21 protein-coding genes are annotated in these 22,623 nt (G+C 64.3%); 13 read left to right on the forward strand and 8 right to left on the reverse strand.

Features of this window, described 5'->3' with window-relative positions; translation table 11 throughout:
- The first annotated feature begins 67 nt into the window (after positions 1–67).
- The 3 genes from AC6H34_RS01495 to AC6H34_RS01505 are packed head-to-tail and all read left to right on the forward strand — an operon-like array spanning position 68 to position 2,535.
- Complete coding sequence (locus tag AC6H34_RS01495) at positions 68–931, forward strand: ABC transporter permease (protein WP_497537673.1); 864 nt, start codon at positions 68–70, stop codon at positions 929–931.
- Positions 931–1,734 carry an ABC transporter permease gene (locus AC6H34_RS01500; protein WP_497537674.1) on the forward strand — a complete coding sequence of 268 codons (804 nt, stop codon included), beginning with the start codon at positions 931–933 and terminating at the stop codon, positions 1,732–1,734. The genes AC6H34_RS01495 and AC6H34_RS01500 overlap by 1 nt, the downstream gene beginning before the upstream one ends.
- Positions 1,735–1,773: 39 nt before the next feature.
- On the forward strand, positions 1,774–2,535 hold the full coding sequence (locus AC6H34_RS01505) for an SDR family NAD(P)-dependent oxidoreductase (RefSeq protein ID WP_448146480.1): 762 nt from the start codon (positions 1,774–1,776) through the stop codon (positions 2,533–2,535).
- 175 nt (positions 2,536–2,710) lie between these two features.
- Here AC6H34_RS01505 and AC6H34_RS01510 read toward each other — a convergent pair whose 3' ends face one another.
- A complete protein-coding gene (locus AC6H34_RS01510; protein ID WP_448146479.1) occupies positions 2,711–3,001 on the reverse strand; it encodes a hypothetical protein in 291 nt (96 codons plus the stop codon).
- A 389-nt stretch (positions 3,002–3,390) separates the two neighbouring features.
- Between AC6H34_RS01510 and AC6H34_RS01515 the strand changes: the two genes are divergently transcribed.
- Positions 3,391–4,323, forward strand: a complete 933-nt coding sequence (locus AC6H34_RS01515; protein ID WP_448146478.1) for a S49 family peptidase — start codon at positions 3,391–3,393, stop codon at positions 4,321–4,323.
- Positions 4,324–4,353: 30 nt separating this feature from the next.
- Positions 4,354–4,527 (forward strand): hypothetical protein, encoded by a 174-nt coding sequence (locus AC6H34_RS01520; RefSeq protein WP_448146477.1) that lies wholly within the window; start codon positions 4,354–4,356, stop codon positions 4,525–4,527.
- 40 nt (positions 4,528–4,567) lie between these two features.
- On the opposite strand, the gene AC6H34_RS01525 is transcribed toward AC6H34_RS01520, so the two are convergent.
- The gene (locus tag AC6H34_RS01525) at positions 4,568–4,984 is read right to left on the reverse strand and encodes a hypothetical protein (protein ID WP_448146476.1); all 417 of its coding nucleotides are present in this window, start codon (positions 4,982–4,984) and stop codon (positions 4,568–4,570) included.
- A 334-nt stretch (positions 4,985–5,318) separates the two neighbouring features.
- On the opposite strand from AC6H34_RS01525, the gene AC6H34_RS01530 reads away from it, so the two are divergent.
- The 3 genes from AC6H34_RS01530 to AC6H34_RS01540 all read left to right on the forward strand — a co-directional run bounded on the left by AC6H34_RS01530 (position 5,319) and on the right by AC6H34_RS01540 (position 9,633).
- A complete protein-coding gene (locus tag AC6H34_RS01530; RefSeq protein ID WP_448146475.1) occupies positions 5,319–6,245 on the forward strand; it encodes a glycine--tRNA ligase subunit alpha in 927 nt (308 codons plus the stop codon).
- Positions 6,246–6,299: 54 nt separating this feature from the next.
- A complete protein-coding gene (gene glyS / locus AC6H34_RS01535; protein WP_497537675.1) occupies positions 6,300–8,405 on the forward strand; it encodes a glycine--tRNA ligase subunit beta in 2,106 nt (701 codons plus the stop codon).
- A 316-nt stretch (positions 8,406–8,721) separates the two neighbouring features.
- Entirely contained in the window at positions 8,722–9,633 is a 912-nt protein-coding gene (locus AC6H34_RS01540; RefSeq protein ID WP_448146473.1) for a LysR family transcriptional regulator, read from the forward strand.
- A gap of 33 nt (positions 9,634–9,666) precedes the next feature.
- On the opposite strand, the gene acuI is transcribed toward AC6H34_RS01540, so the two are convergent.
- A complete protein-coding gene (gene acuI / locus AC6H34_RS01545; RefSeq protein ID WP_448146472.1) occupies positions 9,667–10,653 on the reverse strand; it encodes an acrylyl-CoA reductase (NADPH) in 987 nt (328 codons plus the stop codon).
- 365 nt (positions 10,654–11,018) lie between these two features.
- Here acuI and ppdK point away from each other — a divergent pair, with 365 nt between their 5' ends.
- Positions 11,019–13,685 (forward strand): pyruvate, phosphate dikinase, encoded by a 2,667-nt coding sequence (gene ppdK / locus AC6H34_RS01550; protein WP_497537676.1) that lies wholly within the window; start codon positions 11,019–11,021, stop codon positions 13,683–13,685.
- Positions 13,686–13,722: 37 nt separating this feature from the next.
- Here the strand turns inward: ppdK and AC6H34_RS01555 are convergent, their stop codons facing one another.
- Positions 13,723–14,862 (reverse strand): PASTA domain-containing protein, encoded by a 1,140-nt coding sequence (locus tag AC6H34_RS01555; protein WP_497537677.1) that lies wholly within the window; start codon positions 14,860–14,862, stop codon positions 13,723–13,725.
- Here AC6H34_RS01555 and AC6H34_RS01560 point away from each other — a divergent pair.
- From AC6H34_RS01560 to AC6H34_RS01570, 3 genes are all read left to right on the forward strand, one after another.
- Positions 14,852–15,460 (forward strand): LemA family protein, encoded by a 609-nt coding sequence (locus AC6H34_RS01560; protein WP_448146469.1) that lies wholly within the window; start codon positions 14,852–14,854, stop codon positions 15,458–15,460. The two genes, AC6H34_RS01555 and AC6H34_RS01560, sit on opposite strands and share 11 nt — an antisense overlap.
- Positions 15,461–15,668: 208 nt before the next feature.
- Positions 15,669–16,493 carry a TPM domain-containing protein gene (locus AC6H34_RS01565; protein ID WP_448146468.1) on the forward strand — a complete coding sequence of 275 codons (825 nt, stop codon included), beginning with the start codon at positions 15,669–15,671 and terminating at the stop codon, positions 16,491–16,493.
- On the forward strand, positions 16,493–17,191 hold the full coding sequence (locus AC6H34_RS01570; protein ID WP_497537678.1) for a TPM domain-containing protein: 699 nt from the start codon (positions 16,493–16,495) through the stop codon (positions 17,189–17,191). Before AC6H34_RS01565 ends, AC6H34_RS01570 begins: the two co-directional genes overlap by 1 nt.
- A 6-nt stretch (positions 17,192–17,197) precedes the next feature.
- Here AC6H34_RS01570 and AC6H34_RS01575 read toward each other — a convergent pair whose 3' ends face one another.
- The 4 genes from AC6H34_RS01575 to AC6H34_RS01590 all read right to left on the reverse strand — a co-directional run bounded on the left by AC6H34_RS01575 (position 17,198) and on the right by AC6H34_RS01590 (position 21,576).
- The gene (locus AC6H34_RS01575) at positions 17,198–18,346 is read right to left on the reverse strand and encodes a Gfo/Idh/MocA family protein (protein WP_448146466.1); all 1,149 of its coding nucleotides are present in this window, start codon (positions 18,344–18,346) and stop codon (positions 17,198–17,200) included.
- Between the two features lie 70 nt (positions 18,347–18,416).
- Positions 18,417–19,247, reverse strand: coding sequence for a carbohydrate ABC transporter permease (locus AC6H34_RS01580; protein ID WP_448146465.1), 831 nt, complete (start codon positions 19,245–19,247; stop codon positions 18,417–18,419).
- Positions 19,244–20,128: a carbohydrate ABC transporter permease gene (locus tag AC6H34_RS01585; RefSeq protein WP_497537679.1), complete on the reverse strand. Its 885-nt coding sequence runs from the start codon at positions 20,126–20,128 to the stop codon at positions 19,244–19,246. Before AC6H34_RS01585 ends, AC6H34_RS01580 begins: the two co-directional genes overlap by 4 nt.
- A gap of 104 nt (positions 20,129–20,232) precedes the next feature.
- On the reverse strand, positions 20,233–21,576 hold the full coding sequence (locus tag AC6H34_RS01590) for an extracellular solute-binding protein (protein WP_448146463.1): 1,344 nt from the start codon (positions 21,574–21,576) through the stop codon (positions 20,233–20,235).
- Positions 21,577–21,970: 394 nt separating this feature from the next.
- Between AC6H34_RS01590 and AC6H34_RS01595 the strand changes: the two genes are divergently transcribed.
- Positions 21,971–22,567 carry a GNAT family N-acetyltransferase gene (locus tag AC6H34_RS01595; protein ID WP_497537680.1) on the forward strand — a complete coding sequence of 199 codons (597 nt, stop codon included), beginning with the start codon at positions 21,971–21,973 and terminating at the stop codon, positions 22,565–22,567.
- Positions 22,568–22,623 lie beyond the last annotated feature (56 nt).

Genomic DNA, 22,623 nt, shown 5'->3' on the forward strand with positions numbered 1-22,623 from the left:
CCGGCGATGACGGGAGCCAGGGCTTCCCGCGATTTTTCGTCATGGCCAGAACCAGGACTCGACCGACGTGGCCTCCAGAACCGTACGCCGCACTCTCGTGACAACCTTGCTGCTCGCTCCGGCGACGGCCTGGCTGATCGTTTTCCTCGTGCTGCCCTTCGTCGCGGTCCTGGTCTTCAGCGTTGGCGAACGCGCGCCCGAAGGCGGTTATCAGGCGGCCTTCACGGCGGCCCAGTATGCCAATCTCGGGGCGCGGGCGACGGCTTTCTGGAACACCATGGTTCTGGCGCCGGCGGGAGCGCTAGCCTGCCTGCTGGTCGCCTATCCCGTCGCCTACTATCTCGCGCTCAAGGTGTCCGCGCGCTGGCGCCTCATGCTCCTGGCGCTGGTCGTGATCCCGTTCTGGACCAGCCTGCTGATGCGCAGCTACGCCTGGATGTACATCCTGGGCTCGCGCGGCATCCCCGCCCTGCTCGACTTCATCGGCATTCCCGACATACGGCTGCTCAACACGCCCGGCTCGGTGCTTGTGGGAATCGTCTATGGCTATCTGCCGCTGATGATCCTGCCGATCTATGTCAGCCTGGAACGCCTCGACCGCCGGCTCCTGGAAGCGTCTGCCGATCTCGGCGCCACGCCCTTTTCCACCTTTGTCGGCGTGACGCTGCCGCTCTCCCTGCCCGGGGTGATGACGGGTTTCTCGCTGGTGATGATCCTGCTGCTGGGTGAGTATCTCATCCCCACCCTGCTCGGCGGCGGCAAGGTCTTCTTCATCGGCAACGCGCTGGTCGACCTCTTCCTGCAATCGCGCAACTGGCCGTTCGGCTCGGCGATCGCGGTGACGCTGGTGGTGGCCTCGGTCATCGTGCTGATGATCGCGAACCGCATCACGGCACGCGTTTCGGGCGCGCGCCAGGTGGACCTGATCTGATGAAAGCCTTCGTCGCCGCCGTCTTCGCGTTCCTCTACCTGCCCATCGCGCTGATGGTGCTGTTCTCCTTCAATGCCGGGCGCAACGCCAGTGAGATCGTCGGTTTCTCGACCCAGTGGTACGGCGCCGCGCTCTCGAATCCCTTCCTGGTCGAAGCCCTGCAGAACAGCCTGATCGTCGCCTCGACGAGCGCGATCCTGGCCACCGTGTTCGGGACCGCCGCAGCACTCGGCCTAGCGCGCGTGGGCAGCCGCACACGCGCGGTCTTCGATGCGCTGTTCGGCGCAGCGATCGTCGTGCCGGGCGTCGTCATCGGCATCGCCACGCTGGTGGCGCTGGTGCAATTGTTCGCCATCGTAAACCCCGTCCTGGCGGCGATATGGCCGGGCGACAGCCCGCCCCGCCTCGGGCTTGGCTACAGCTCCATCATTGCCGCGCACGGTCTTTTCTCCATGGCCCTGGTGACCATGATCGTGCGGGCGCGGCTCGGAAGCCTGAGCCGGGACCTGGTGGAAGCCTCGGGCGATCTCTACGCGACGCCGTTCACCACCTTCCGCTCGATCGTGCTGCCGCAGATCTTCCCGGCGATCCTCGCCGGCCTGCTCCTGTCCTTCACCTTCTCCTTCGACGATTTCATTGTCGCCTTCTTCGTCGCCGGCGCGCAGACGACGCTGCCCATCTATGTCTTCGCCTCGATAAGGCGCGGCGTGACGCCTGAGATCAATGCCATCGCCACCCTGGTGCTCGTCGCCTCGGTCGCAATGGTGCTGCTTGCCCAGGCGCTGCTGCGCAAGCGCCGCTAGACGCATCGTGGCACCTCATTTTCCGTCGGGGGGAAAATCATGATTCTGGAAGACCGCATCGCCATCGTCACAGGCGCGGGCTCGGGCATCGGGCGGGCGGGCGCCATCGCAATGGCGCGCGAGGGCGCCCTGACGGTGATCGCTGACCGCGAGGCGGCCAGGGGCGAGGAGACGGCCAGCCTCATTCGCGATCGGGGTGGCAGGGCGGAGGCGGTGTCGACCGACGTCGCGGACGATCTGGCCGTGGAACGGCTGATCGGCGTCACCCTCGATCGCCATGGCCGCCTCGACATCCTGCACAACCATGCCGGAATCCAGGTCGGAGGGCCGCTGACAGAGGTCAGCCTGGATGCGCTCGATGCCTCGTGGCGCATCAACGTTCGAGCCCATTTTCATGCGGCGAAGCTCGCCATGCCGGCGATGATCGCCGCGGGGCGGGGCGTCATTCTCAACACTGCCTCGAACTCCGGCGTATTCTACGACCATGAGATGATCGCCTACGCCACCTCCAAGCACGCGGTGGTCGCGATGACCCGCCAGATGGCCATCGACTACGCCAAGTACAATGTGCGCGTGAATGCACTTTGCCCCGGCTGGGTCGACACGCCCTTCAACGATCCCTTCATCGCGCAGATGGGCGGCCGAACGGCAATCGAGGCCTATGTGCGCGAGAAAATCCCGATGGGGCGCTGGGCGACGGCCGACGAGATCGCGGAAGCAATTCTCTTCCTGGTGTCGGACCGTTCCTCCTTCATGACCGGGCAGGCCTTGGTGGTGGATGGCGGCGAAAGCATTGCCTGACTCGGCAAAAAGCTCTCCGGAAATGCGTTCCGGAGAGCTTCGAAAGACAAGCCCAGTTCAACCAGGCCTGGAGTGTCTTGTGTTTTGACGGAATCGGCAGAATGCAAAGACACACAGAAAAACAAAGAGTTAGAGCAAAGCCAAGCTTCCGCCTAAACGCGCTTTGCTCTAGAAATCAGCGCCACCAGCAAACGCGACGATTGACCCAGCGCCAGCCATAATAGGTGTGCACGCGAACGCGGCGAACGCGGCAGACGCGGTGTTGGCGATAGTAGGGACGATGGTAGTAGCGACGATATTGAACCTGCTCCACGCCGCGGGCGGCGGGATCGGCTTGCTGGACAGCCTGGATCGCCGTTGCTGGCGCGTTGGGATGTGCGACGGCAGCCTGGGCTTCCTGCGTAGCTAGCAAGCTGCCGCCCATGCCGACTGCGATCGCGGCGGCCAGAACCAATTTGCGAAACATGAGTTCCTCCTGAGAATGATCGTAAGTTACGTCAACAACAGCTGGACCGCGCCCGACAAGGCCCACCGACGATGATGCCCATCGCTGCCTCTGCTGAGAACGGCAGGCAATAGATCGCGTCACATTACTTCCCGCTGCGATATACCAGTTTTGAAAAAAGTGCTGCGCCGGATCGACGTCGACACTATTTACAACTCCGCATGAACCAGCCTTGATCGACTTGTTCATCTGCCGTTCAGGGAACGCAGCGGCAGCTGGCCGACGAGTTGCGCCGTCATGGCGCCTTCTGCTGCAAATGGAATTCGATCCCTATATGGAGGGGGTCGGAAGCGCTCCAGGGCGCGACCGAATCCGCCGCGAGCCTGCTGTCATGAGAGGACGATGTTGCCTTGACCATCACGGATACCACGCCCCCGCCGGTCGCGCCCGCCCACGAGGCGGAGCCCAAGGGGTTCCTGAAGCGCAGTCTGGCCCGCGCCTGCACGCTCGTGCCTGAGAAATGGCGTCGGCGCACGCCGGTGGTGGCCGTGCTGCCGCTCTCCGGCGCCATCGGCGCCGCCGCCCGTTTCGGCGGCGGACTGAGCATGTCGCGGCTGGAAAAGGTGATCGACAGCGCCTTCGCCGTCAAAGGGGTCAAGGCCGTGGCGCTGGTGGTCAATTCGCCGGGCGGCTCGCCGGCGCAGTCGCATTTGATCATGCGGCGCATTCGCGCCCTGGCCGAGGAAAAGAAGCTGCCCGTCTACGCGTTCGTGGAGGATATAGCGGCCTCTGGCGGCTACATGATCGCCTGCGCCGCCGACGAGATCGTCGCCGATCCGGCCTCGATCCTGGGCTCGATCGGTGTCGTCTCCGCTTCCTTCGGCTTCGACAAGCTGATCGACAAGATCGGCGTGGAGCGCCGCGTGCATACGGCAGGCCGGTCGAAGACGCTCCTCGACCCCTTCCGCCCCGAGAAGGCGGAGGACGTGGAGCGGCTGACCGCCCTGCAGAAAGACATCCACGACATGTTCATCGCCCTGGTCAGGGAGCGCCGGGGCGACAGGCTCAAGGCCGATGACGACACGTTGTTCACCGGCGAGTTCTGGCTGGCGCCGCGAGCGATCGAGCTCGGACTTGCCGATGCCATCGGTGATGTCAGAAGCGTGATGCGCGGGCGTTTCGGCGAGAAAACGCGTTTCAAGACGGTGACCGAACCGCGCGGCTTCCTCAGCAGGCGCCTGGGCTTCGGCACCCGTTTTTCGGCCGCCGAAAGCGAGCAATTAACCGAGGGAATCCTTGCCGCGCTAGAAGGGCGTGCAATTCGTGCGCGTTTCGGTCTATAGTTACCGAAATGTGAATTGAGAGGGTACGCCATGCAACCTGTCGTTCTTGCACTCGCCAGCCTCGTCGGCACCGTCGTTCTCGTCCGTCTGGTCAAGCGCGAGTGGGAGCGGGTGAATAACGAACTCTACAAGCCTCAGCCCGTCAGGCAGGAAGCCGTCAACCTGCGCCGCGACCCACGCAGCGGCGTCTATCGTCCCGAATAAGCCAGCGGCCCCGTGGGGCCACTGGTTCTGCCGCAACCTCTCAATCGAAGGTGCGGATCACGCGGCAATGCTTGCGCATGGGCTGGGTGCGGTCCTCGATGATCGACCCATCGTCAAGTTCGACGAGACGCCAGTAGTTGCTGCAGCGGGTTTGCTCGACTGTCTTAACGCTTGGACGGAACACTCGGGGCGGCCGACGCTGGCAAGCTGCTGCGCCGGGCGTACAATCATTGGGGGCTACGACACGCACCGCATCCGGCATGCCGGCCCCGCTGCCGCCGCCAAAGCCGCCGCCATTGCCGCCATTGCCGCCACCCGGATTTGAAGATCCGCGCGAACCGGAGTTTCCCGCGCCGGGACCGGTGGTTGCTGAAAAGGATGACGATACCGAACCGGCGAGGGAGCCGAGAACGAGCAACGCGGCGAGGCCGGTACGAAGAAGATATTGCCTGGGCATGTCAGTTTCCTTCCTCCGAGGGGTTGCCGGGACCAGCCGGAACGGCACTCATTCCAAGAGTGCAGCGACGACTCCAGTTCGTGGCCGGACCGGCTTTCATCGTGAGAGCGCCCGGGTGTCCCGTTGTCTCACCTTCCCATGGTTGCAGGCAGTCGTCCGTGCAACTCGTCACACCCTCGCGAGAACCTCGCACCCGCCAATGCAGCCGGAGGGGTTCCTGCCCGCCATGCACAAAGGGGTTCCCCCTGTTCCGTTCTTGCTCTAAGGGTCTGGCGCTATTTCACGCCGGACGACAAAGCCTGGCGACCCGACAAGAGCTGGTTCGAGAACTGACATGGCCGACGCCCTGCCCCCTCACATGCGCCCGGAACGATCCTTCCAGGGCCTGATCCTGACCCTGCAGCGCTATTGGGCAGACTATGGTTGCGTCGTCCTGCAGCCTTACGACATGGAAGTGGGCGCCGGCACCTTTCATCCCGCCACGACGCTGCGCTCGCTCGGACCGAGGCCGTGGAACGCAGCCTATGTACAGCCTTCCCGCCGTCCCAAGGATGGGCGCTACGGCGAAAATCCCAACCGGCTGCAGCACTACTATCAGTTCCAGGTCATCCTGAAGCCGTCGCCGCCTAACCTGCAGGAGCTTTATCTCGGCTCGCTCGCAGCCATCGGCCTCGACCCTCTGCTGCACGACATCCGCTTCGTGGAGGACGACTGGGAGAGCCCGACGCTGGGGGCCTGGGGTCTGGGCTGGGAATGCTGGAGCGACGGCATGGAAGTGTCCCAGTTCACCTACTTCCAGCAGGTCGCGGGACAGGAATGCAATCCCGTCTCCGGCGAGCTCACCTATGGGCTCGAGCGCCTTGCCATGTATGTGCAAGGGGTCGAGAACGTCTACGACCTCAATTTCAATGGTCGAGAGGGCGCCGACAAGGTGACCTATGGCGACATCTTCCTTCAGGCGGAGGAGGAATATTCGCGCCATAACTTCGAGTATGCCGACATCGCCATGCTGAAGCAGCACTTCATCGACGCCGAGAAGGAATGTCGTGCCTTGCTCGCGGCCGGCGACAAGGGCAATCGCCATGAAATGGCCCTGCCTGCCTACGACCAGTGCATCAAGGCGAGCCACCGCTTCAACCTGCTCGATGCCCGCGGCGCCATATCGGTGACCGAGCGCCAGAGCTACATCCTGCGGGTGCGCGAGCTTGCCAAGGCCTGCGGCGAGGCCTGGGTAAAGACCGCGGCAGGCGGCGGGGGCTGAGATCCCCTCACTCGATCTATCACCCCCTGATTCCCACTCGCTTCCGACAGAACCATGCCCGATCTTCTCCTTGAACTCTTCTCCGAAGAAATCCCTGCCCGCATGCAGGCAAAGGCGGCTGACGACCTCAAGAAAATGGTCACGGATGCGCTGGTGGAGCGCGGCGTGGTCTATGAGGGCGCCTCTGCCTATGCCACGCCCCGTCGCCTGGCGCTGACCGTGCATGGCCTTCCCATCCGCCAGCCCGACAGCCGCGAGGAGCGCAAGGGGCCGCGCGTCGGCGCGCCCGAAGGCGCCGTCCAGGGCTTTCTGAAATCGGCGGGCCTTGCCTCGCACGACCAGGCGAAGATCGAAAGCGACCCCAAGAAGGGCGAGTTCTACGTCGCCGTGGTGGAAAAGCCGGGCCGTCCGGTGCCGGCCCTGATCGCCGAGATCGTTCCGGAAGTGGTGAAGACCTTTCCCTGGCCGAAGTCCATGCGCTGGGGAGCCGGCACGCTACGCTGGGTCCGGCCGCTGCATTCGATCATCTGCACCTTCGGCCCCGAAACGGAGGATCCCGAGATCGTGCACTTCGAAATCGAAGGCGTCGATGTCGGCGACGTCACCAGGGGCCATCGCTTCATGGCGCCCGCCGAAATCAAGGTGAAGCGGTTCGAGGATTACGTCGCCAAGCTCGAAGCCGCCAAGGTGGTGCTGGATCCTGCTCGCCGCCGCGACATCATCCTGAACGACGCCCGCAACCTTGCCTTCGCCCAGGGACTGGAACTCGTCGAGGACGATGCCATCCTCCACGAAGCGGCTGGCCTGGTCGAGTGGCCGGTGGTGCTGATGGGCGCCTTCGACGCGAGCTTCTTGTCGGTTCCGGACGAGGCGATCCAGGCCACCATCCGTGCCAACCAGAAGTGCTTCGTGGTGCGCGACCCCAAGACGGGCCGCCTTGCCAACCGCTTTGTCCTGATCGCCAATATCGAGGCAAAGGACGGCGGCGCGGCCATCGTCGCCGGCAACGAGCGCGTCATCCGCGCGCGCCTGTCCGACGCCAAGTTCTTCTGGGAGACGGATCAGAAGCCCCTCCCCGGCTTCGAGGACAAGGGCAAGCCGCTCGATCAGAGGCTGGCCAAGATCATCGCTTCCAACGTCGTCTTCCATGCAAAGCTGGGCACGCAGGCCGAGCGCATCGAGCGCATCGCCGGCCTGGCGGAAGCAATCGCGCCGCAGGTGGGTGCGAATCCCGCGCTGACGGCTCGTGCCGCAAGGCTCGCCAAGGCGGACCTCGCCTCCGAGATGGTCGGCGAGTTCCCCGAACTCCAGGGGCTCATGGGACGCTACTACGCAGAGGCGCAGGGCGAGGATGCTTCGATTGCCGCGGCCGTCGAGGACCATTGGCGCCCCAGGGGCGCCAATGACGCGGTTCCCACGGATCCCACGGCCATCGCAGTCGCACTCGCCGACAAGCTCGACACGCTGGTCGGCTTCTGGTCGATCGACGAAAAGCCCACTGGAACGAAGGATCCCTACGCCCTGCGTCGCGCCGCCCTCGGCGTGATCCGCATCATTCTCGACAACGGGCTGCGCCTGCCGCTTCTCGCCACCATCGGCAAGGTACCCTTCGCCAATGGCGACAAGGTAGCCGGCAGCCTTCTCGACTTCTTCGCCGATCGCCTCAAGGTCCAGTTGCGCGACCAGGGCGCGCGGCATGATCTCGTCGACGCCGTGTTCTCGCTCGGCGGACAGGACGATCTCCTGCTGGTGGTGCGGCGGGTCGAAGCGCTTGGACGCTTCCTCGGCACGGAGGACGGCAAGGCGCTCCTGGCCGGCACCAAGCGCGCGGCCAATATTCTGCGAATTGAGGAAAAGAAGGACGGCGCTGGCGCCTATGCGGGAGGCGCGGATCCGGCACTGCTCACCGAAGCCGAGGAAAAGGCGCTCTATGAGGCCCTTCAGCAGGCCAAGCAGTCGGCGGCGGCGGCTGTTGCCTCGGAGGACTATGAAGGGGCCATGACCGCCCTCGCCCGCCTGCGCCGGCCGGTCGACGCATTCTTCGAGAAGATCCTGGTCAATGCGGAGGATGCAGGACTGCGCCTCAACCGCCTGAAGCTTCTGGAGGAAATCAGGACGGCAACCCGCAGCGTTGCCGATTTCTCGCGGATCGAAGGATAGCGGCTCACACCTCGGCCTTCATCGGACGTGCCGGCGCGCGATGCGCCGGCCGTAGCGCCGGGGCCGCGAAGAGGCCCGGCAAGTTCGGCGTTCATGGACCGCAGGGCGGCTTTCCGCCCTCTGCAACGAAGCGTCGCTCATTGCTCCATAGTCGTGATGTGATAGGCCAAAGGTATGGCCGATACGTCGATTTCCGGATCGATCCGCCAGGCAAGAGTATGCGAATTCGTGCAACGATGATCTTGCGCCATTGCATACCGATGCTAACAATTGCGCCCGCACTTCAACTGGGATGGTCTTTGTCAGGGTCTCCGGAATGTCCGTTTCTGAATCCGCTGTACCGCGGCCGTCAACCAATTGGGACGATTATCGTTATGTTCGGGCCGTTGCAGACACGAAGTCACTGGTTGGCGCGGCGGAGGCCCTGGGCGTCAATCATTCGACTGTGTTCCGGCGCATCAATGCCGTCGAGGACATGCTGGGCGCCCGTCTCTTCGAGCGGGGGCGCAGCGGCTACTCCCTGACGGCTGCCGGCGAGGAAATGGTCGCCCTCGCCACCCGCATGGCGGACGACATCAACGGTTTCGAACGCCGCATCGCCGGGCGGGACGTCAAGCCCTCGGGCGAACTGCGCGTAACGACCAATGACAGCATCATGGCGCACCTCATGATGCCGGTCTTTGCCGGCTTCCTGAATGCCTGCCCGGATATCCGGCTCGACATCGTGGTCTCGAATGCGCCGCTGAACCTGTCCAAGCGCGATGCCGATGTAGCGATCCGCGCCACGTCATCGCCTCCCGACACGCTCGTCGGCAGGCGCGTCTGCACCATCGGCTGGGCGATCTACGGGCCCGAGCGGCTCAAGGGCACCGATCTCGGCGATCTCTTCGCCGAACCATGGATCGCCACGGGCGAAAACCTTTCCAATATTCCGCCGGCACGCTGGATCGAGCGCGAAGTACCGACGGAGCGAATCGTCATGCGCATCAACACCATCCTGGGCGTGGCGGAAGCGCTACGTGCCGGCAGCGGCGTGGGCCTGCTGCCCTGCTTCATCGGCGATACCGTCGGCCTCACCCGCCTGTCCGCCCTACTGCCCGATATCGGCGCCGGCATCTGGCTGCTGACGCATCCCGACCTCAGGCAGTCGGCGAGGGTCCGCGCCTTCATGGACCACACCTGGGAAGCCCTGACAAAGCTGCGCCCTGTGCTGGAAGGAACCGCGTAGGGTCCGAGGCCGGACGAAACGTCCGCGTTCGCCTTACCCGATCTCGACCACCACGCGGCCGCGCACCTTGCCATCGAGGATGCTCGACGCCGTCTCCTTCACGTCGTCGAAGGGAATGGACGTCGTCATGGCGTCGAGCTTGTCGCGGTCGAGTTCATTGGCGATGCGGCGCCATGCCTCTCGGCGCACCACCGCGGGGCATTGCACCGAATCGACACCGAGCAGCGACACGCCGCGCAGAATGAAAGGCATGACGCTGGACGGCAGGTCAGCGCCTCCGGCAAGGCCGCAGGCGGCGACGGCGCCGCCGTACTTGATCTGTGAAAGTACATTTGCGAGCGTGATCGAGCCTACCGTATCGATGGCACCGGCGAAACGCTCCTTGCCCAGCGGCCGCAGCGCCCCCGTGAATTCAGCACGGTCCACCACCTCGGAAGCTCCGAGATTCTTGAGATAGTCGGCTTCTTCCGCCCGACCCGTCGAAGCGATAACGGTATAGCCGGCCCGGGCCAGCAGGGCGACCGCCGTCGAGCCGACGCCGCCTGCCGCGCCGGTGACGAGCACCGGCCCGCGCGCCGGCGTGATGGAATGCGCCTCCAGCGCCATCAGGCTGAGCATGGCCGTATAGCCCGCCGTGCCCACCGCCATCGCCTGGGCATGCGTCATGCCGTAGGGCACGCGCACCAGCCAGTCACCGCTGACGCGCGCACGCTCGGCATAGCCGCCGTGATGCGTCTCGCCGCAGCCCCAGCCGTTGAGAATGACATGGTCGCCTGGATCCCAGTCCTTATGGGAGGTGGCTATGACCTCGCCGGCAAAATCGACACCGGGAATCATCGGAAAGCGCCGCACCACCGGCCCCTTGCCCGTGATCGCCAGTCCGTCCTTGTAGTTGACGGTGGAGTGGGTGATCCGCACCGTGACGTCGCCCTCCATGAGGTCGCGCTCGTCGAAATCCGCGAAATTGCAGGCATAACCGGTATCGGGCTTGGTGACGACGAGGGCCTTGAAAGTCGACATGGGAACTCCTGCAAAGACGGCATACGCGTTTTCGGGGCGGAAGCGGCAGAAGGCAAGGGGAAACTGGGAGGGCGGACGCCTCCTTCTGTCCGGAAAACGGCGGGGCGAGCGGGCTGCGTGCAAAGGCACGGCCGGCCTCTCTTCACCGGTTCGCATCGCTTCGAGGGGGGCCGGAAAGCGCACCCTCGCCATTTCTTCCGACCAAAGCGCTATAAATCTCTGATTACATTCAGATATATTTTGTTATCGGCCCGAAATCCGCAAATTCAACATTGGGGAATTGAATTTACCGTCCAGCTGTGAAAAGCCTGCCGCACCATAAGAGCCGAAGCAATCGGCCTCGTCGCAATCATCGAGGAAGTGTGATGACGAAGTGGGTGTACGGGTTCGGCGACGGCAAGGCCGAAGGCGAACAGGGCATGAAGAACCTCCTGGGCGGCAAGGGCGCCAACCTGGCGGAGATGTCGAATATCGGATTGCCGGTGCCGCCTGGCTTCACCGTCACCACGGAAGTGTGCACCTATTACTACGCCAACGGTCGCTCCTATCCACCGGAACTGAAGGGTCAGGTCGAGGCCGCGCTCTCCGAGATCGGGCGCATTACCGGCAAGGCGTTCGGCGACGCCGCCAATCCCCTGCTTGTCTCGGTGCGTTCGGGCGCCCGCGCCTCGATGCCCGGCATGATGGATACGGTGCTCAACCTCGGCCTCAACGACACCACGGTTGCGGCCGTTGCAGCGGCCTCGAAGAACGAACGCTTCGCCTGGGACAGCTACCGGCGCTTCATCACCATGTATTCCGACGTGGTGCTCGGCGTCGACCACGGCCATTTCGAGGAGATCCTCGACACCTACAAGGAGCGCAAGGGCTATGTGCTCGACACCGATCTCCAGGCCGAGGACTGGAAGGTGCTCGTCGGCCTGTACAAGGCGCTGGTGAAGGAGGAGCTCGACGCGCCCTTCCCGGAGGATCCGCAGGAGCAGCTCTGGGGTGCCATCGGCGCGGTGTTTTCCTCCTGGATGAATGCGCGCGCCATCACCTATCGCACGCTGCACGGCATCCCGGAGGAATGGGGCACGGCGGTCAACGTCCAGGCCATGGTGTTCGGCAACCGCGGCGAGACCTCCGCCACCGGCGTGGCCTTCACGCGCAACCCTTCCACCGGCGAACATGCACTCTATGGCGAGTTCCTGATCAACGCCCAGGGCGAGGACGTGGTGGCAGGCATCCGTACGCCGCAGCCGATCTCCAAGGCCGCGGCGGTGGCGTCGAGCTCTACCAAGCCCTCGATGGAAGAGGCGATGCCTGCCGCCTTCCGCGAGTTCGTCGCCATCACGAACAAGCTCGAGACGCATTACCGTGACATGCAGGACATCGAATTCACGGTCGAGGACGATAAGCTCTGGATGCTGCAGACGCGCTCGGGCAAGCGTACCGGCAAGGCCTCTCTGCGCATCGCGGTGGAGATGGTGAAGGAGGGCCTGATTTCCAAGGAAGAAGCGGTTGCCCGCATCGACCCCATGGCGCTGGATCAATTGCTGCACCCCACCATCGACCCCAAGGCCGAACGCATCGAGATCGCACGCGGCCTGCCAGCCTCCCCGGGCGCCGCTTCCGGTGAGGTCGTCTTCAGCTCCGAGGAGGCAGAAGCCGGCAAGGCGGCGGGCAAGAGCGTGATCCTCGTCCGCCAGGAGACCAGCCCCGAGGACATCAAGGGCATGCTGGCCGCCGCCGGCATCCTCACCCGCCTCGGCGGCATGACCTCGCACGCCGCCGTGGTGGCCCGCGGCTGGGGCAAGCCATGCGTTTCCGGCGCGGGCAACATCCGCGTCGACAACGCGACCGGCACGTTGCTCGCCGGCGGGAAGACCTTCCGCAGGGGCGACATCATCACCATCGACGGATCCACCGGGCAGGTGCTCGCCGGCCGGATCGCCATGGTGCAGCCGGAACTCTCCGGCGAGTTCGCCGATCTCATGTCGTGGGCTGATTCCGCGCGCCGCATGAAGGTGCGCACCAATGCCGAAACGCCCGCCGATGCGCGCCAGGCCCGGAAATTCGGCGCGGAGGGCATCGGCCTGTGCCGCACCGAGCATATGTTCTTCGACGCGGACCGCATCATCTCCATGCGCGAGATGATCCTGGCCGACGATGAGAAGGGCCGCCGCGCCGCGCTCGCCAAGCTCCTGCCGATGCAGCGGGAGGACTTCCGCCAGCTCTTCGAGATCATGTCGGGCCTGCCGGTGACGATCCGCCTGCTCGATCCGCCGCTGCACGAGTTCCTCCCGCACACGGACGAGGAGATCGAGGAGGTCGCCACCGCCATGGGGGCCTCGGCCGCCAAGCTGAAGGCTCGCGCCCAGGAACTGCATGAGTTCAATCCGATGTTGGGTTTCCGTGGTTGCCGCCTCGCCGTCGCCTACCCCGAGATCGCCGAGATGCAGGCCCGCGCTATCTTCGAGGCGGCGGTGGAAGCCGCCGCCGAGTCAGGCAAGCCGGTGACGCCCGAAGTGATGGTGCCGCTGGTCGCGACCAAGACCGAACTCGACCTCGTCAAGGCGCGCATCGATGCCATGGCGCGGGCGGTTGAAAAGGAGCGTGGCGTCAAGCTCGTGTACCAGGTCGGCACGATGATCGAGCTGCCGCGTGCCGCCATCCGCGCTGGCGAGATCGCCGAGAGCGCCGAGTTCTTCTCCTTCGGCACCAACGATCTCACCCAGACCACCATCGGCATCTCCAGAGACGATGCCGCGTCCTTCCTCGGCACCTATGTGCAGAAGGGCATCTTCGCCGTCGATCCCTTCGTGTCGATCGACCAGGAAGGCGTCGGCGCACTGGTGGAGATCGGCGCCGAGCGCGGCCGCAAGCAGCGCCCGGGCATCAAGCTCGGCATCTGCGGCGAACATGGTGGCGACCCCGCCTCGATCGCCTTCTGCGAGAGGACGGGGCTCGACTACGTCTCCTGCTCTCCCTTCCGCGTGCCCATCGCAAGGCTCGCCGCGGCGCAGGCCGCGCTGGCCGGGCGTGGCTGAGGGAACGACGAAACGGCGAGGCGCACCCCCTGCCGCCTCACCGGCAATTCGCCTCGTAGCCCACGACCTTCGGCGGGTCGTTTTCGCCCGCCGTGGTGACGGAGAGCGAACCGGCAGGCCCGCGATAGTTGAAGCCGCAATAGCCCAATCCGGTGCCCGAGCAGGAATCAGTCTCAATGATTCCCTGCTTGATCAGGGCGATCTCCCGGCCGAACTGCGCCGGATCGGTCTTGGGCTCGCCTGGCGCCGGGCTCCACCCCTTCTCCGCCAGGGCGGTCCGAGCCTTGTCGATGGACATGCCGTAGATGTTGGGGACGATGGCCTTGCCCGCGCAAAGGCTCTCCTCCCGCGCCATCTTGCCGAGCCGTAGCTGGGAATCGTCCGTGAGTTCGATATCGCCGAGGGGAGAACTGAGGAAGTCACCGTCCCAGACGCGCGCACTGCCGTTTTCGAGCCCGGCGACATGGCCGATCGAATCACTGGCGGAGCGCTCCACATAGGCGATGGCGATCAACTGGTCGTTGTCATAAATCGCGACGTTGCCGTCCGAGATGGAGCAGGTACCGCTGGTGCCCTGCTCAAAACGGCCGGCAAAACTCACGGCCTGCAATGCGCCCACCTTCGCTTCGCCGGTCACCGACCAACCGCGGGCGGCGACCTGCCGGCCCGCTGCCGTCGCCGGCTGCACGATGAAATTGCTGCAAGTGTCCTTGTCGCCGGCATCGCCAGGCGCGGACGGCAGCTTCGCCAGCCGGACGAATTTGAACCCGTGCAGTTCCGAGACCGGCGTGATCGGCGTATCGCCCATACCCACCGCCGCCGCCCGACCTTCAGCAGGCGTCAGCGCCATTGCCGCCAGCAAGGGAAGGCTCTTGACCGCCCATGCGGAGCCGCTCCGGTATTTCATCGTCGACTTCTCCAAATACCCATCTTCCAGCGAAACGGCCGCAAGATATTCGAGCGCCCGATTCCCGTCCTCTCCCGCCTTGAGCGATAGACATGAAATATAGGGGGATAGGCATTCCGCAGGGAACAGGCGCGTGACGCAACGGTGACGTGGGGCGCTCAATTGTGGGCTGCGGCGCCTGCACCCTTTGATCGCGGCGCTCGCCCCGGTATAGGTGGAGGCAGGAACCGGCTGGGGCTGGTTGAACGGGGTGAGGAATATGTCAGGCATTCTCCGTATTCTGGCGATTATCGCATTCGTGGTCGTGGCTGGCGGCCTGGTGGTGAGTTGCGGCATCAACACCATTCCCACCGACGAGGAGAAGGCGAAGGCCGCCTGGAGCGAGGTGCAGAACCAGTACCAGCGCCGCGCCGACCTGGTGCCGAACCTGGTCGAGACCGTGAAGGGCTATGCCAAGCAGGAGGAGAAAGTACTGACGGAAGTGGTGGAGGCCCGCGCCAAGGCCACGAGCGTCAAGATCGATGCCAGCACCATCACCGATCCGGAGAAGTTCAAGCAGTTCCAGGATGCGCAGCAGGGACTGGCCGGAGCGCTCGGCCGCCTGATCGCCGTTAGCGAGGCCTATCCGGACCTCAAGTCGAACCAGAACTTCATGGCGCTGCAATCCCAGCTGGAAGGCACGGAAAACCGCATTGCGGTGGCACGTCGCGACTATATCGAGGCCGTGCGCGTCTACAACACCGACCTGCGCACCTTCCCGCAGAGCATCTACAAGTCCATTTTCTACAGCGACTCCAAGCCGATGGAGACCTTTACCACCACGCCGGAGAACCAGGCTCCGCCAAAGGTGAACTTCAACAACAACTGAGGTCATGGCGCGGATGGATGAGGGCGTGCATGTTGTGCCGGTCTGCGGGCCCGCATTCCTCCGGCACCGCCGGCGGTTCCATGCCGGTCTGAAGAGCGAGGCCGAAACATCGGGGGAACCTCGACTTTTTGGCATCACCGGACCTGCTCCGCTGGGACGCATGCGCGCCGGAAAAGGTGGCTCCTGGATGCCAGGGACAAGCCTGGGCATGACAATAGAAGCGCGGCCTTCCCACCCCCTCCGGACCGGCACATCGGTCTGGGCCGCGCTCACCCTTGCCCTTCTCGTCCTCCTCTTCGCCTCTTCCGCCTTCGCCCTCACCTTCCCATCCCTCACCGGCCGTGTAGTCGATCAGGCGAACATCATTCCAGCGGGCGAACGCACGAGCCTGGAACAGAGCCTGCAGGAGCTCGAGCAGAAATCGAGCGACCAGTTGGTCGTGGTCACGCTCTCCAGCCTGCAGGGAACCGATATCGCCGACTATGGCTACCAGCTCGGCCGAACCTGGGGGATCGGCCAGAACAAGCTCAACAACGGCGTGCTGCTGATCGTCGCCCCCAACGAGCGCAAGGTGCGCATCGAGGTGGGCTACGGCCTGGAAGGCACGCTGACGGACGCACTCTCCAGCGTGATCATCCAGCAGGCCATCCTGCCCAAGTTCAAGGCCGGCGACATGCCGGGGGGCATTCGCGCCGGCGTCGCCGCCATCGAAGATACCCTGCTCAACGACGACAGCGAGTGGAGGCAGCGCGCGCGCCAGAGTGCCGAGCAGCAGGATCAGGGCATCGACCCACAGACCATCTTCATCATCATCTTCTTCACTTTCGTGATCTTCGTCATCGTGTCCGGCTGGATCAACAATACCCGCGGCGGCCCGCCCGGCCCCGGCGCGAAGCGGCGCGGTTCCGGCCCGATCTTCATCCCGACCTCCGGATGGGGCGGCGGCTCGGGCTGGAGCGGTGGCGGTGGCGGCGGCGGGTTTTCTGGCGGCGGCGGCTCCTTCGGTGGCGGCGGATCGAGCGGGAGCTGGTAATGACGCGTTTGCTCACACAACAGGACCACGACCGCATCGCCGCCGCGATCACCGCGGCCGAGGCCAGGACGTCGGGCGAGATCTACTGCATCGTGGCCCATTCGGTAGCGACCTATCGGTGGATCCCCGTCACGCTCGCAGCCGTCGCGGTCCTTCTCACCCCCCTCGTCGTCAGCCTGTTCGCGCCGGACCTTCACCGCTGGCCCGTGATCGGCACGGACTGGTCCAGTGGCAATCTCACCGGCACGGATGCCGATGCCGCCGTCGCGCTGGGCCTGCGCGCCCTCAGCCTCCTGCAGATCGCCGTTTTCGCCGTCGTCGCCATGCTCGCCTGGCCTCGACGCGTGCGCCTCTGGCTCGCGCCGCCGGCGATGCGCCGTCGAAAGGTGCTCCACGCCGCCCGTAGCCAGTTCCTGGCACAGGGCCTGGAACAGACCAGGGACCGCACCGGCCTGATGCTGTTCATCGCCCTGGCGGAGCGCCAGGCCGTGCTGATCGCCGACGAAGGGATCGATTCGCGCGTGGAACAGGATGTCTGGGACGATACGGTAGCCCAACTGACCAAGGCGGCCGGGGCCGGGCATGTCGTCGAAGGGCTGGCCGCGGCCATCGACCAGTGCGGCGACATCCTCGCCCGGCATTTTCCACCCGAGAGCCTACCCGTCGACCAGTTGCCCAACCGGGTGGTGGAGTTGTAGTGCCGGTCACCCCGCTAGCGCGTCGTCGAAGTGCTTCCATGTGTCGGTGAGGTCGAGCACCGCTCTGGCATCGCGGGCCTCGTCGATCTTGATGGCGGTAAGGCCGGCAGCGAGCGCATCGACCACCGAGACCGGCAGCGGCATGCCTTCGGTGAGGTGCCTGCCGATGTCCGCGGCCATCTGTTCGTCCGCCCCGTAATGGGCCGAAAGCTCGGTCACCTCGTAGCTCTTGTCGACGAGCTTCTGCGAGGTGCGCGCGTCGTGCACGCGGAAGTAGTTACGCACGAAGTCACCCTCGGCCATGCCCTTCGAACCGATCACGCAGAAGCGGCGGAACTGGTCGGGCACGTTGAGATTGGTGTGGAAGTTCAGCGCCACGCCGTTCTCGAACTCGATCATCGCCACCTGATAGTCGATGATGTCGGCGTCGGAATCGAACACCTTGTCGGTGCTCATCCAGCCGCTCGGCTTGCGATGGTAGACTTCCAGGTCGTTGATGCCCAGGGCTTCCGGCGCGTTGTGCGGCAGGAAGGTCTTGCGGCCGCCGAAACTTGCCACACGGGCCGGCCGGACGCCGACCAGCCCCTGGTAGAGGTCGATATCGTGGCAGCATTTCTCCAGGATGAAGCCGCCGGAGTATCGCTGGTAGCGGCGCCAATCGCGCATGAAGAAGGCGCCGTGATAGGGCGCGAGATGCTCCGAAGCCTCGATCGAAACGATGTCGCCGAGCGATCCGTCGCGCTTGGCCTTCTGCAGGTCGCGGTAGAGCGGCGCGTAGCGGAGCACGAGTCCGACCATGACGCTGTCGGATCCATGAAGGCGCAGGAGTTCCAGGAGCTCGAACGTATCCTCCTGTGATGTCACCACCGGCTTTTCGGTGAAGACCTTCACGCCATGGGCGAGCCCCTCCCGAATATGGCCGAGATGCATGGCGTTGGGTGACCCCACCATCAGCAGGTCGAGCTTCTCGCTGCCAAGGAGGGTTTCCAGGGTGTCGTAGGCATGGCCTACGGGGACGCCGTGCTCCTTGAGATAGCCCAATCCCGCGGGCGCCTGGTCGACATAGCCGACCACCGTGAAGCCGGGAACCATCAGCGTAAAGATGCGGGCGAGATATCCCATGCGATAACCGAGCCCGATGATGCCGACCTTCATGACTTAAATCCTCTTACTTCAGATCTTCCCGTGGAAGGTGGCGTTGCCCCTCCGATCTCGCCAGGTGCCCTCACTTCACCGCCCCGGCCGTCAGGCCCGCGATGAAATTGCGCTGGAAGATCATGTAGACCACGATGATCGGCGCGATGATGAAAACCGCGCCGGCCGTCAGCACGGGAATGTCGACCAGATATTTGCCCTGGAAGAACAGCATGCCGATCGGCAGCGTGCGCACCGCATCGTTGTTGACCAGGATGAGCGGGATGAGGAATTCGTTCCAGGTCCAGATGAACAGGAAGAGGGCGAGCGTCGAGATCGCCGGCTTCAGGAGCGGCAGCAGCACGAAGCGCAGCACCTGCAACCGGGTAGCGCCGTCGATCACCGAAGCCTGGACGAGTTCCTTGGGTACCTGCTGCATGGCGCTGGCCATGAACAAGGTGGCGAAGGGAATGGACATGCCGGTCTGCGGCAGGATCAAAGCCCAATAGGTATTGAGAAGCCCCAGCCAGTGGAACTCGTAGAACAGCGGGATGATGAAGGCTTCCGTGGGTACCATCATGCCGATCGTCAGCACCACGAACATCGTACGCTTGAAGGGGAGCGTAAGGAAGGCGAAGGCGAAGCCCGAGAAGATGCCGAGGACGATGCTCGCCGCCACCACCGGAATCACCACCACGACCGAATTGACGAAATAGGCGCTGAAATGTCCGTCGATCCAGGCCGTCGCGAAATTCTCGAAATGGGGCCGCTCCGGCAGCACGAAAGCGCCGGCCAGGAGATCCGTGCGGCTTTTCAGGGATGTGAGGATCAGCAGCGCAAAGGGCGATACGGTGAGGATCGAGAAGACCCATAGCAGTACGCGCAGGGGCAGGAGCGAGGGTCCGATACGCGCCTCGCTCATGGTTGCGTCTCTTCCCTGTGCGCGGGCATGAAGCGGTGGATCGCACCGTTCACCACGAAGATCAGGATCGCCCCGATCACGGCCACTGCCGAGGCATAACCGTAGCGCCCAAGATCGAAACCGAGCTGATACATGTAGAGATTCGGCACCAGAGTCGCATTGGCCGGGCCGCCGCGCGTCATGGTGAAGATCAGGTCGAAGCTCTTGATCGAGGCGATGATGGTGAGGAGGAGCACGATGCGCACCTCCGGCAGCAGCGAGGGCACGCTGATATGGCGGAAAGACTGGATCGGCGTCGCTCCATCCACCTTGGCGGCATCGTAGAGCGAGGGCTCGATGCGTTGCAGGCCAGACATGAAGATCGCCATGCAGAAGCCGGCGTAGTACCAGGTCGCCACCATGCCCACCGCCGGCAAGGCGAAGACGAAGCTGCCGAGCCACGGGAGTGCTATCACCTTGAGGCCGACCGCCTTCAGGGCTTGGTTGAGGGGCCCGAAGGCTGGATTGTAGAGCCAGCGCCAGATGATGCCGAGCACCGCCGTGGGCATCACATAGGGCATGAAGTAGAGCGTGCGCAGGGCGAGTTGCTCGGTGGTGCGGATCGAGGTGACGACCACCGCCAGGACGAGCCCGATGGCGAGCGGCAGGGCGACGTAGAAGACGAGCAGCACTAGGTTGTTGCGCAGCGAGACATAGAAGACCGGGTCGGAAAAGAGGGTCGCATAGTTCTGCAGGCCGACGAATTTCGGCAGGCTGATGCCGTCCCATTGCGTGAAACCGAGGCCGATCGAGCTCAGGATCGGCAGAAGCACGAAGGCGGCATAGACCAGCAGCGACGGCAGGACGTAGAGCAGGTTGCGGAATTTCGAAGCATCGAGCATCGGGCCGGGGACTGCCTTCTTGGGAGGGTCGGGAATATGCGGCTCAGGGCGCGGACGCCTTCCCCGCGAAGCTGGGGGAAGGCGCGCCGGCTGCTTCTCGTGCCCTAACCCTTCTTCAGGCTCGCCATGTAATCCTGGTAGTCCTTGTCGACCGCCGAGACGAAATCCGCCGGGGTCATGTCCTTCGCCAATACGCGGGCGAGATTGTCGGAGAGGGTCTTCAGCATCGTCGGGCTCGCCCAATCCGGATAGTGGCCGAGGGCGTTGGCGGCGGTTACCGCGTCCCAAACCTTGAGGGTCTCGCCGAGCAGCGGGGGCACCTTGACCTGGTCGGGATGCTCCAGCGCCACCGCCGGCAGATAGCCTGCCGCAGCCCAGGTGGCGGCGGCCTCATCCGAGACCATGTAGTTGAGATAGTCGCCGGCGAGATCCTGCGTCGCCTTGTCCTTGGCGAGCGCCGTGATCGTCCAGGCGAGATCGATGCCACCCACCACGAGGCCGTTCTTCACGCCGGATGGAGGCGGCACCGCCATGAAATGGATATCGGGATTCTGCTGCAGGTCGCCGAGGCGCCAGGTGCCGGTGAGCAGGAAGGCGCCCTGCCCGCCCGCGTAGAGCTGGGCGGCATCGTCATCGGAAATGCCTTGGTAGCCGTCATTGAACGCACCGTCGGCCCAGGTCTGCACCTGCTTGGCGGCGGCAAGATTGTAGGGCGTGTTCCAGCTTCCCCCGCGGCCATAGATGATATCGTCGAGGGCCTTGCGGTCGCCGGCCCCGATCATCGCCTGGGATACCGCGGCGAACATGTGCAGCGCCATGTGCCCCTTGACCGTACCCATCATGAAGGCCGGCGTGCCCTTCGCCTTCAGCGTGTCGACATCCTTGACGAGATCCTCGAAGGTGGCGGGCGGTGCATCGATGCCTGCTTCCTTCAGCACTTTCGAATTGTAGTAGAGGCCCACCATCTCGCCGAGGCCGGAGATGCCGTAGGTTGGGCCCACGCCGAACTCGCCCTTGTCGGACCAGCGATCACGCGCCAGCACGCTGTCTGACTGCTTCTTGTCCCAGCCATATTTGGCGATGTACTCGTCCACCGGCAGCAGCAGCTTCTGCTTGACCATCGCTCCCATCTCCTGGGCGCCCTGGTTGGCTTTGGTGAGGACGGGCCCGTCGCCGGACGAAAGAGTCAGTTTCAGCGTCATGGAGAGATCGTCGAAGGTGCGGCCGGTGCGGTTGATCTTAACGCCGGGATGCGCTGCCTCGAATTTCGAGTTGAGGGTCTGGATCACGGTGGTCTGCGAGGGCAGCGTGTAGTCGTCCCATGTCGTCAGCGTCTGTGCCTGTGCGCCGGCAAGCGTCGCTCCCAGGAAGCCGACGGCGGCCAGCGGAGCGAAAAGGGTACGCAATCGAGTGAATTTCAGTTTGTACGACGTCCCAGTCCGCAACATCGGATCCTCCCTGCGTTGCGAGTCATGGATACGTGCCGCCAAGTAGAAGCGACAGCGCCTCCCTCATCGTCGCCGCTACCATTGAACCGATTGCCTTACTTGGCAAGGTGCATTTATGAGCGAATTCATAACAGTGGAATCGGTTTCTGTTGAAGAAATATGACGCTACGGAACAAATTCCCAACCACTCCGTTTTCATTGCGCCGCGCAAGAAAAGAACAGGATCACGGGAATGCAGGGCCAGCGTTCGACATGCAAATTCCCAAGGGCCGCGCTTCCGTTTTTTCGGCGGAGAGGTTGACGTTCCGCTCTTCGCCCACGGCCGCGCCAAGCATTGCCCGGCGAACAGGCAGCGGCTAGGGTCGTCCCCAGCCCCAGGTCCGAGGAGCTCTCCGTGTCCGACTATGCCATCCGCCGCGCCACAGAATCCGACCGCGACGCGATATACGACATCTGCCTCAAGACCGCCGACAACGGCTCGGATGCGAACCATCTCTATTCCGATCCTCGCCTGCCCGGCTTCATCTGGGCCGTGCCCTACCAGGTGCTCGAACCCGATTTCGCCTTCGTGGTGGATGGCGGCGCAGGCGCGATGGGCTATGTCGTCGCCGCGCCCGATACGGCCGCCTTCTTCGACAGGCTCGAACGCGAATGGTGGCCCGGCATACGCAAGGAGATCGCCGGCCTCGTGCCGACAAGGCCCAACGACGCCCGCGCGATCAACCTGATCCGGCATCCCGAGGGCAAGGATCCGGCGATGCTCGCAGCCTACCCCGCGCACCTCCACATCAACCTGCTTCCCCCGATCCAGCGAGGCGGCTGGGGCCGCAGACTGATCGAGACCGTGACGGCTGAACTGAGCACGCGAGGCGTCGCAGGCCTCCATCTCGGAGTGAGTGCCGGCAATACGAAAGTGCTGGGATTTTACGAGAAGGCTGGCTTCCGGGAGATCGCCCGACCGGCAAGCATCTATATGGGGAAGCGGTTGTAAGGCGGTGTACGAAGTCCGGCGATGGGCGTCACGGACATTCCCCTTTTCATCCCGTC

It is taken from the genome of Labrys sp. ALF-8 (genome assembly GCF_059699065.1).

Excerpts from the sequence above, each read along its gene's own strand:
- AC6H34_RS01500 (WP_497537674.1), top strand. The coding sequence starts at position 931 with ATGAAAGCCTTCGTCGCCGCCGTCTTCGCGTTCCTCTACCTGCCCATC.
- AC6H34_RS01505 (WP_448146480.1), top strand. The coding sequence starts at position 1,774 with ATGATTCTGGAAGACCGCATCGCCATCGTCACAGGCGCGGGCTCGGGC.
- AC6H34_RS01510 (WP_448146479.1), bottom strand. The coding sequence starts at position 3,001 with ATGTTTCGCAAATTGGTTCTGGCCGCCGCGATCGCAGTCGGCATGGGC.
- AC6H34_RS01520 (WP_448146477.1), top strand. The coding sequence starts at position 4,354 with ATGCAACCTGTCGTTCTTGCACTCGCCAGCCTCGTCGGCACCGTCGTT.
- AC6H34_RS01525 (WP_448146476.1), bottom strand. The coding sequence starts at position 4,984 with ATGCCCAGGCAATATCTTCTTCGTACCGGCCTCGCCGCGTTGCTCGTT.
- AC6H34_RS01530 (WP_448146475.1), top strand. The coding sequence starts at position 5,319 with ATGGCCGACGCCCTGCCCCCTCACATGCGCCCGGAACGATCCTTCCAG.
- glyS (WP_497537675.1), top strand. The coding sequence starts at position 6,300 with ATGCCCGATCTTCTCCTTGAACTCTTCTCCGAAGAAATCCCTGCCCGC.
- AC6H34_RS01540 (WP_448146473.1), top strand. The coding sequence starts at position 8,722 with ATGTCCGTTTCTGAATCCGCTGTACCGCGGCCGTCAACCAATTGGGAC.
- acuI (WP_448146472.1), bottom strand. The coding sequence starts at position 10,653 with ATGTCGACTTTCAAGGCCCTCGTCGTCACCAAGCCCGATACCGGTTAT.
- ppdK (WP_497537676.1), top strand. The coding sequence starts at position 11,019 with ATGACGAAGTGGGTGTACGGGTTCGGCGACGGCAAGGCCGAAGGCGAA.
- AC6H34_RS01560 (WP_448146469.1), top strand. The coding sequence starts at position 14,852 with ATGTCAGGCATTCTCCGTATTCTGGCGATTATCGCATTCGTGGTCGTG.
- AC6H34_RS01555 (WP_497537677.1), bottom strand. The coding sequence starts at position 14,862 with ATGCCTGACATATTCCTCACCCCGTTCAACCAGCCCCAGCCGGTTCCT.
- AC6H34_RS01565 (WP_448146468.1), top strand. The coding sequence starts at position 15,669 with ATGACAATAGAAGCGCGGCCTTCCCACCCCCTCCGGACCGGCACATCG.
- AC6H34_RS01570 (WP_497537678.1), top strand. The coding sequence starts at position 16,493 with ATGACGCGTTTGCTCACACAACAGGACCACGACCGCATCGCCGCCGCG.
- AC6H34_RS01575 (WP_448146466.1), bottom strand. The coding sequence starts at position 18,346 with ATGAAGGTCGGCATCATCGGGCTCGGTTATCGCATGGGATATCTCGCC.
- AC6H34_RS01580 (WP_448146465.1), bottom strand. The coding sequence starts at position 19,247 with ATGAGCGAGGCGCGTATCGGACCCTCGCTCCTGCCCCTGCGCGTACTG.
- AC6H34_RS01585 (WP_497537679.1), bottom strand. The coding sequence starts at position 20,128 with ATGCTCGATGCTTCGAAATTCCGCAACCTGCTCTACGTCCTGCCGTCG.
- AC6H34_RS01590 (WP_448146463.1), bottom strand. The coding sequence starts at position 21,576 with ATGTTGCGGACTGGGACGTCGTACAAACTGAAATTCACTCGATTGCGT.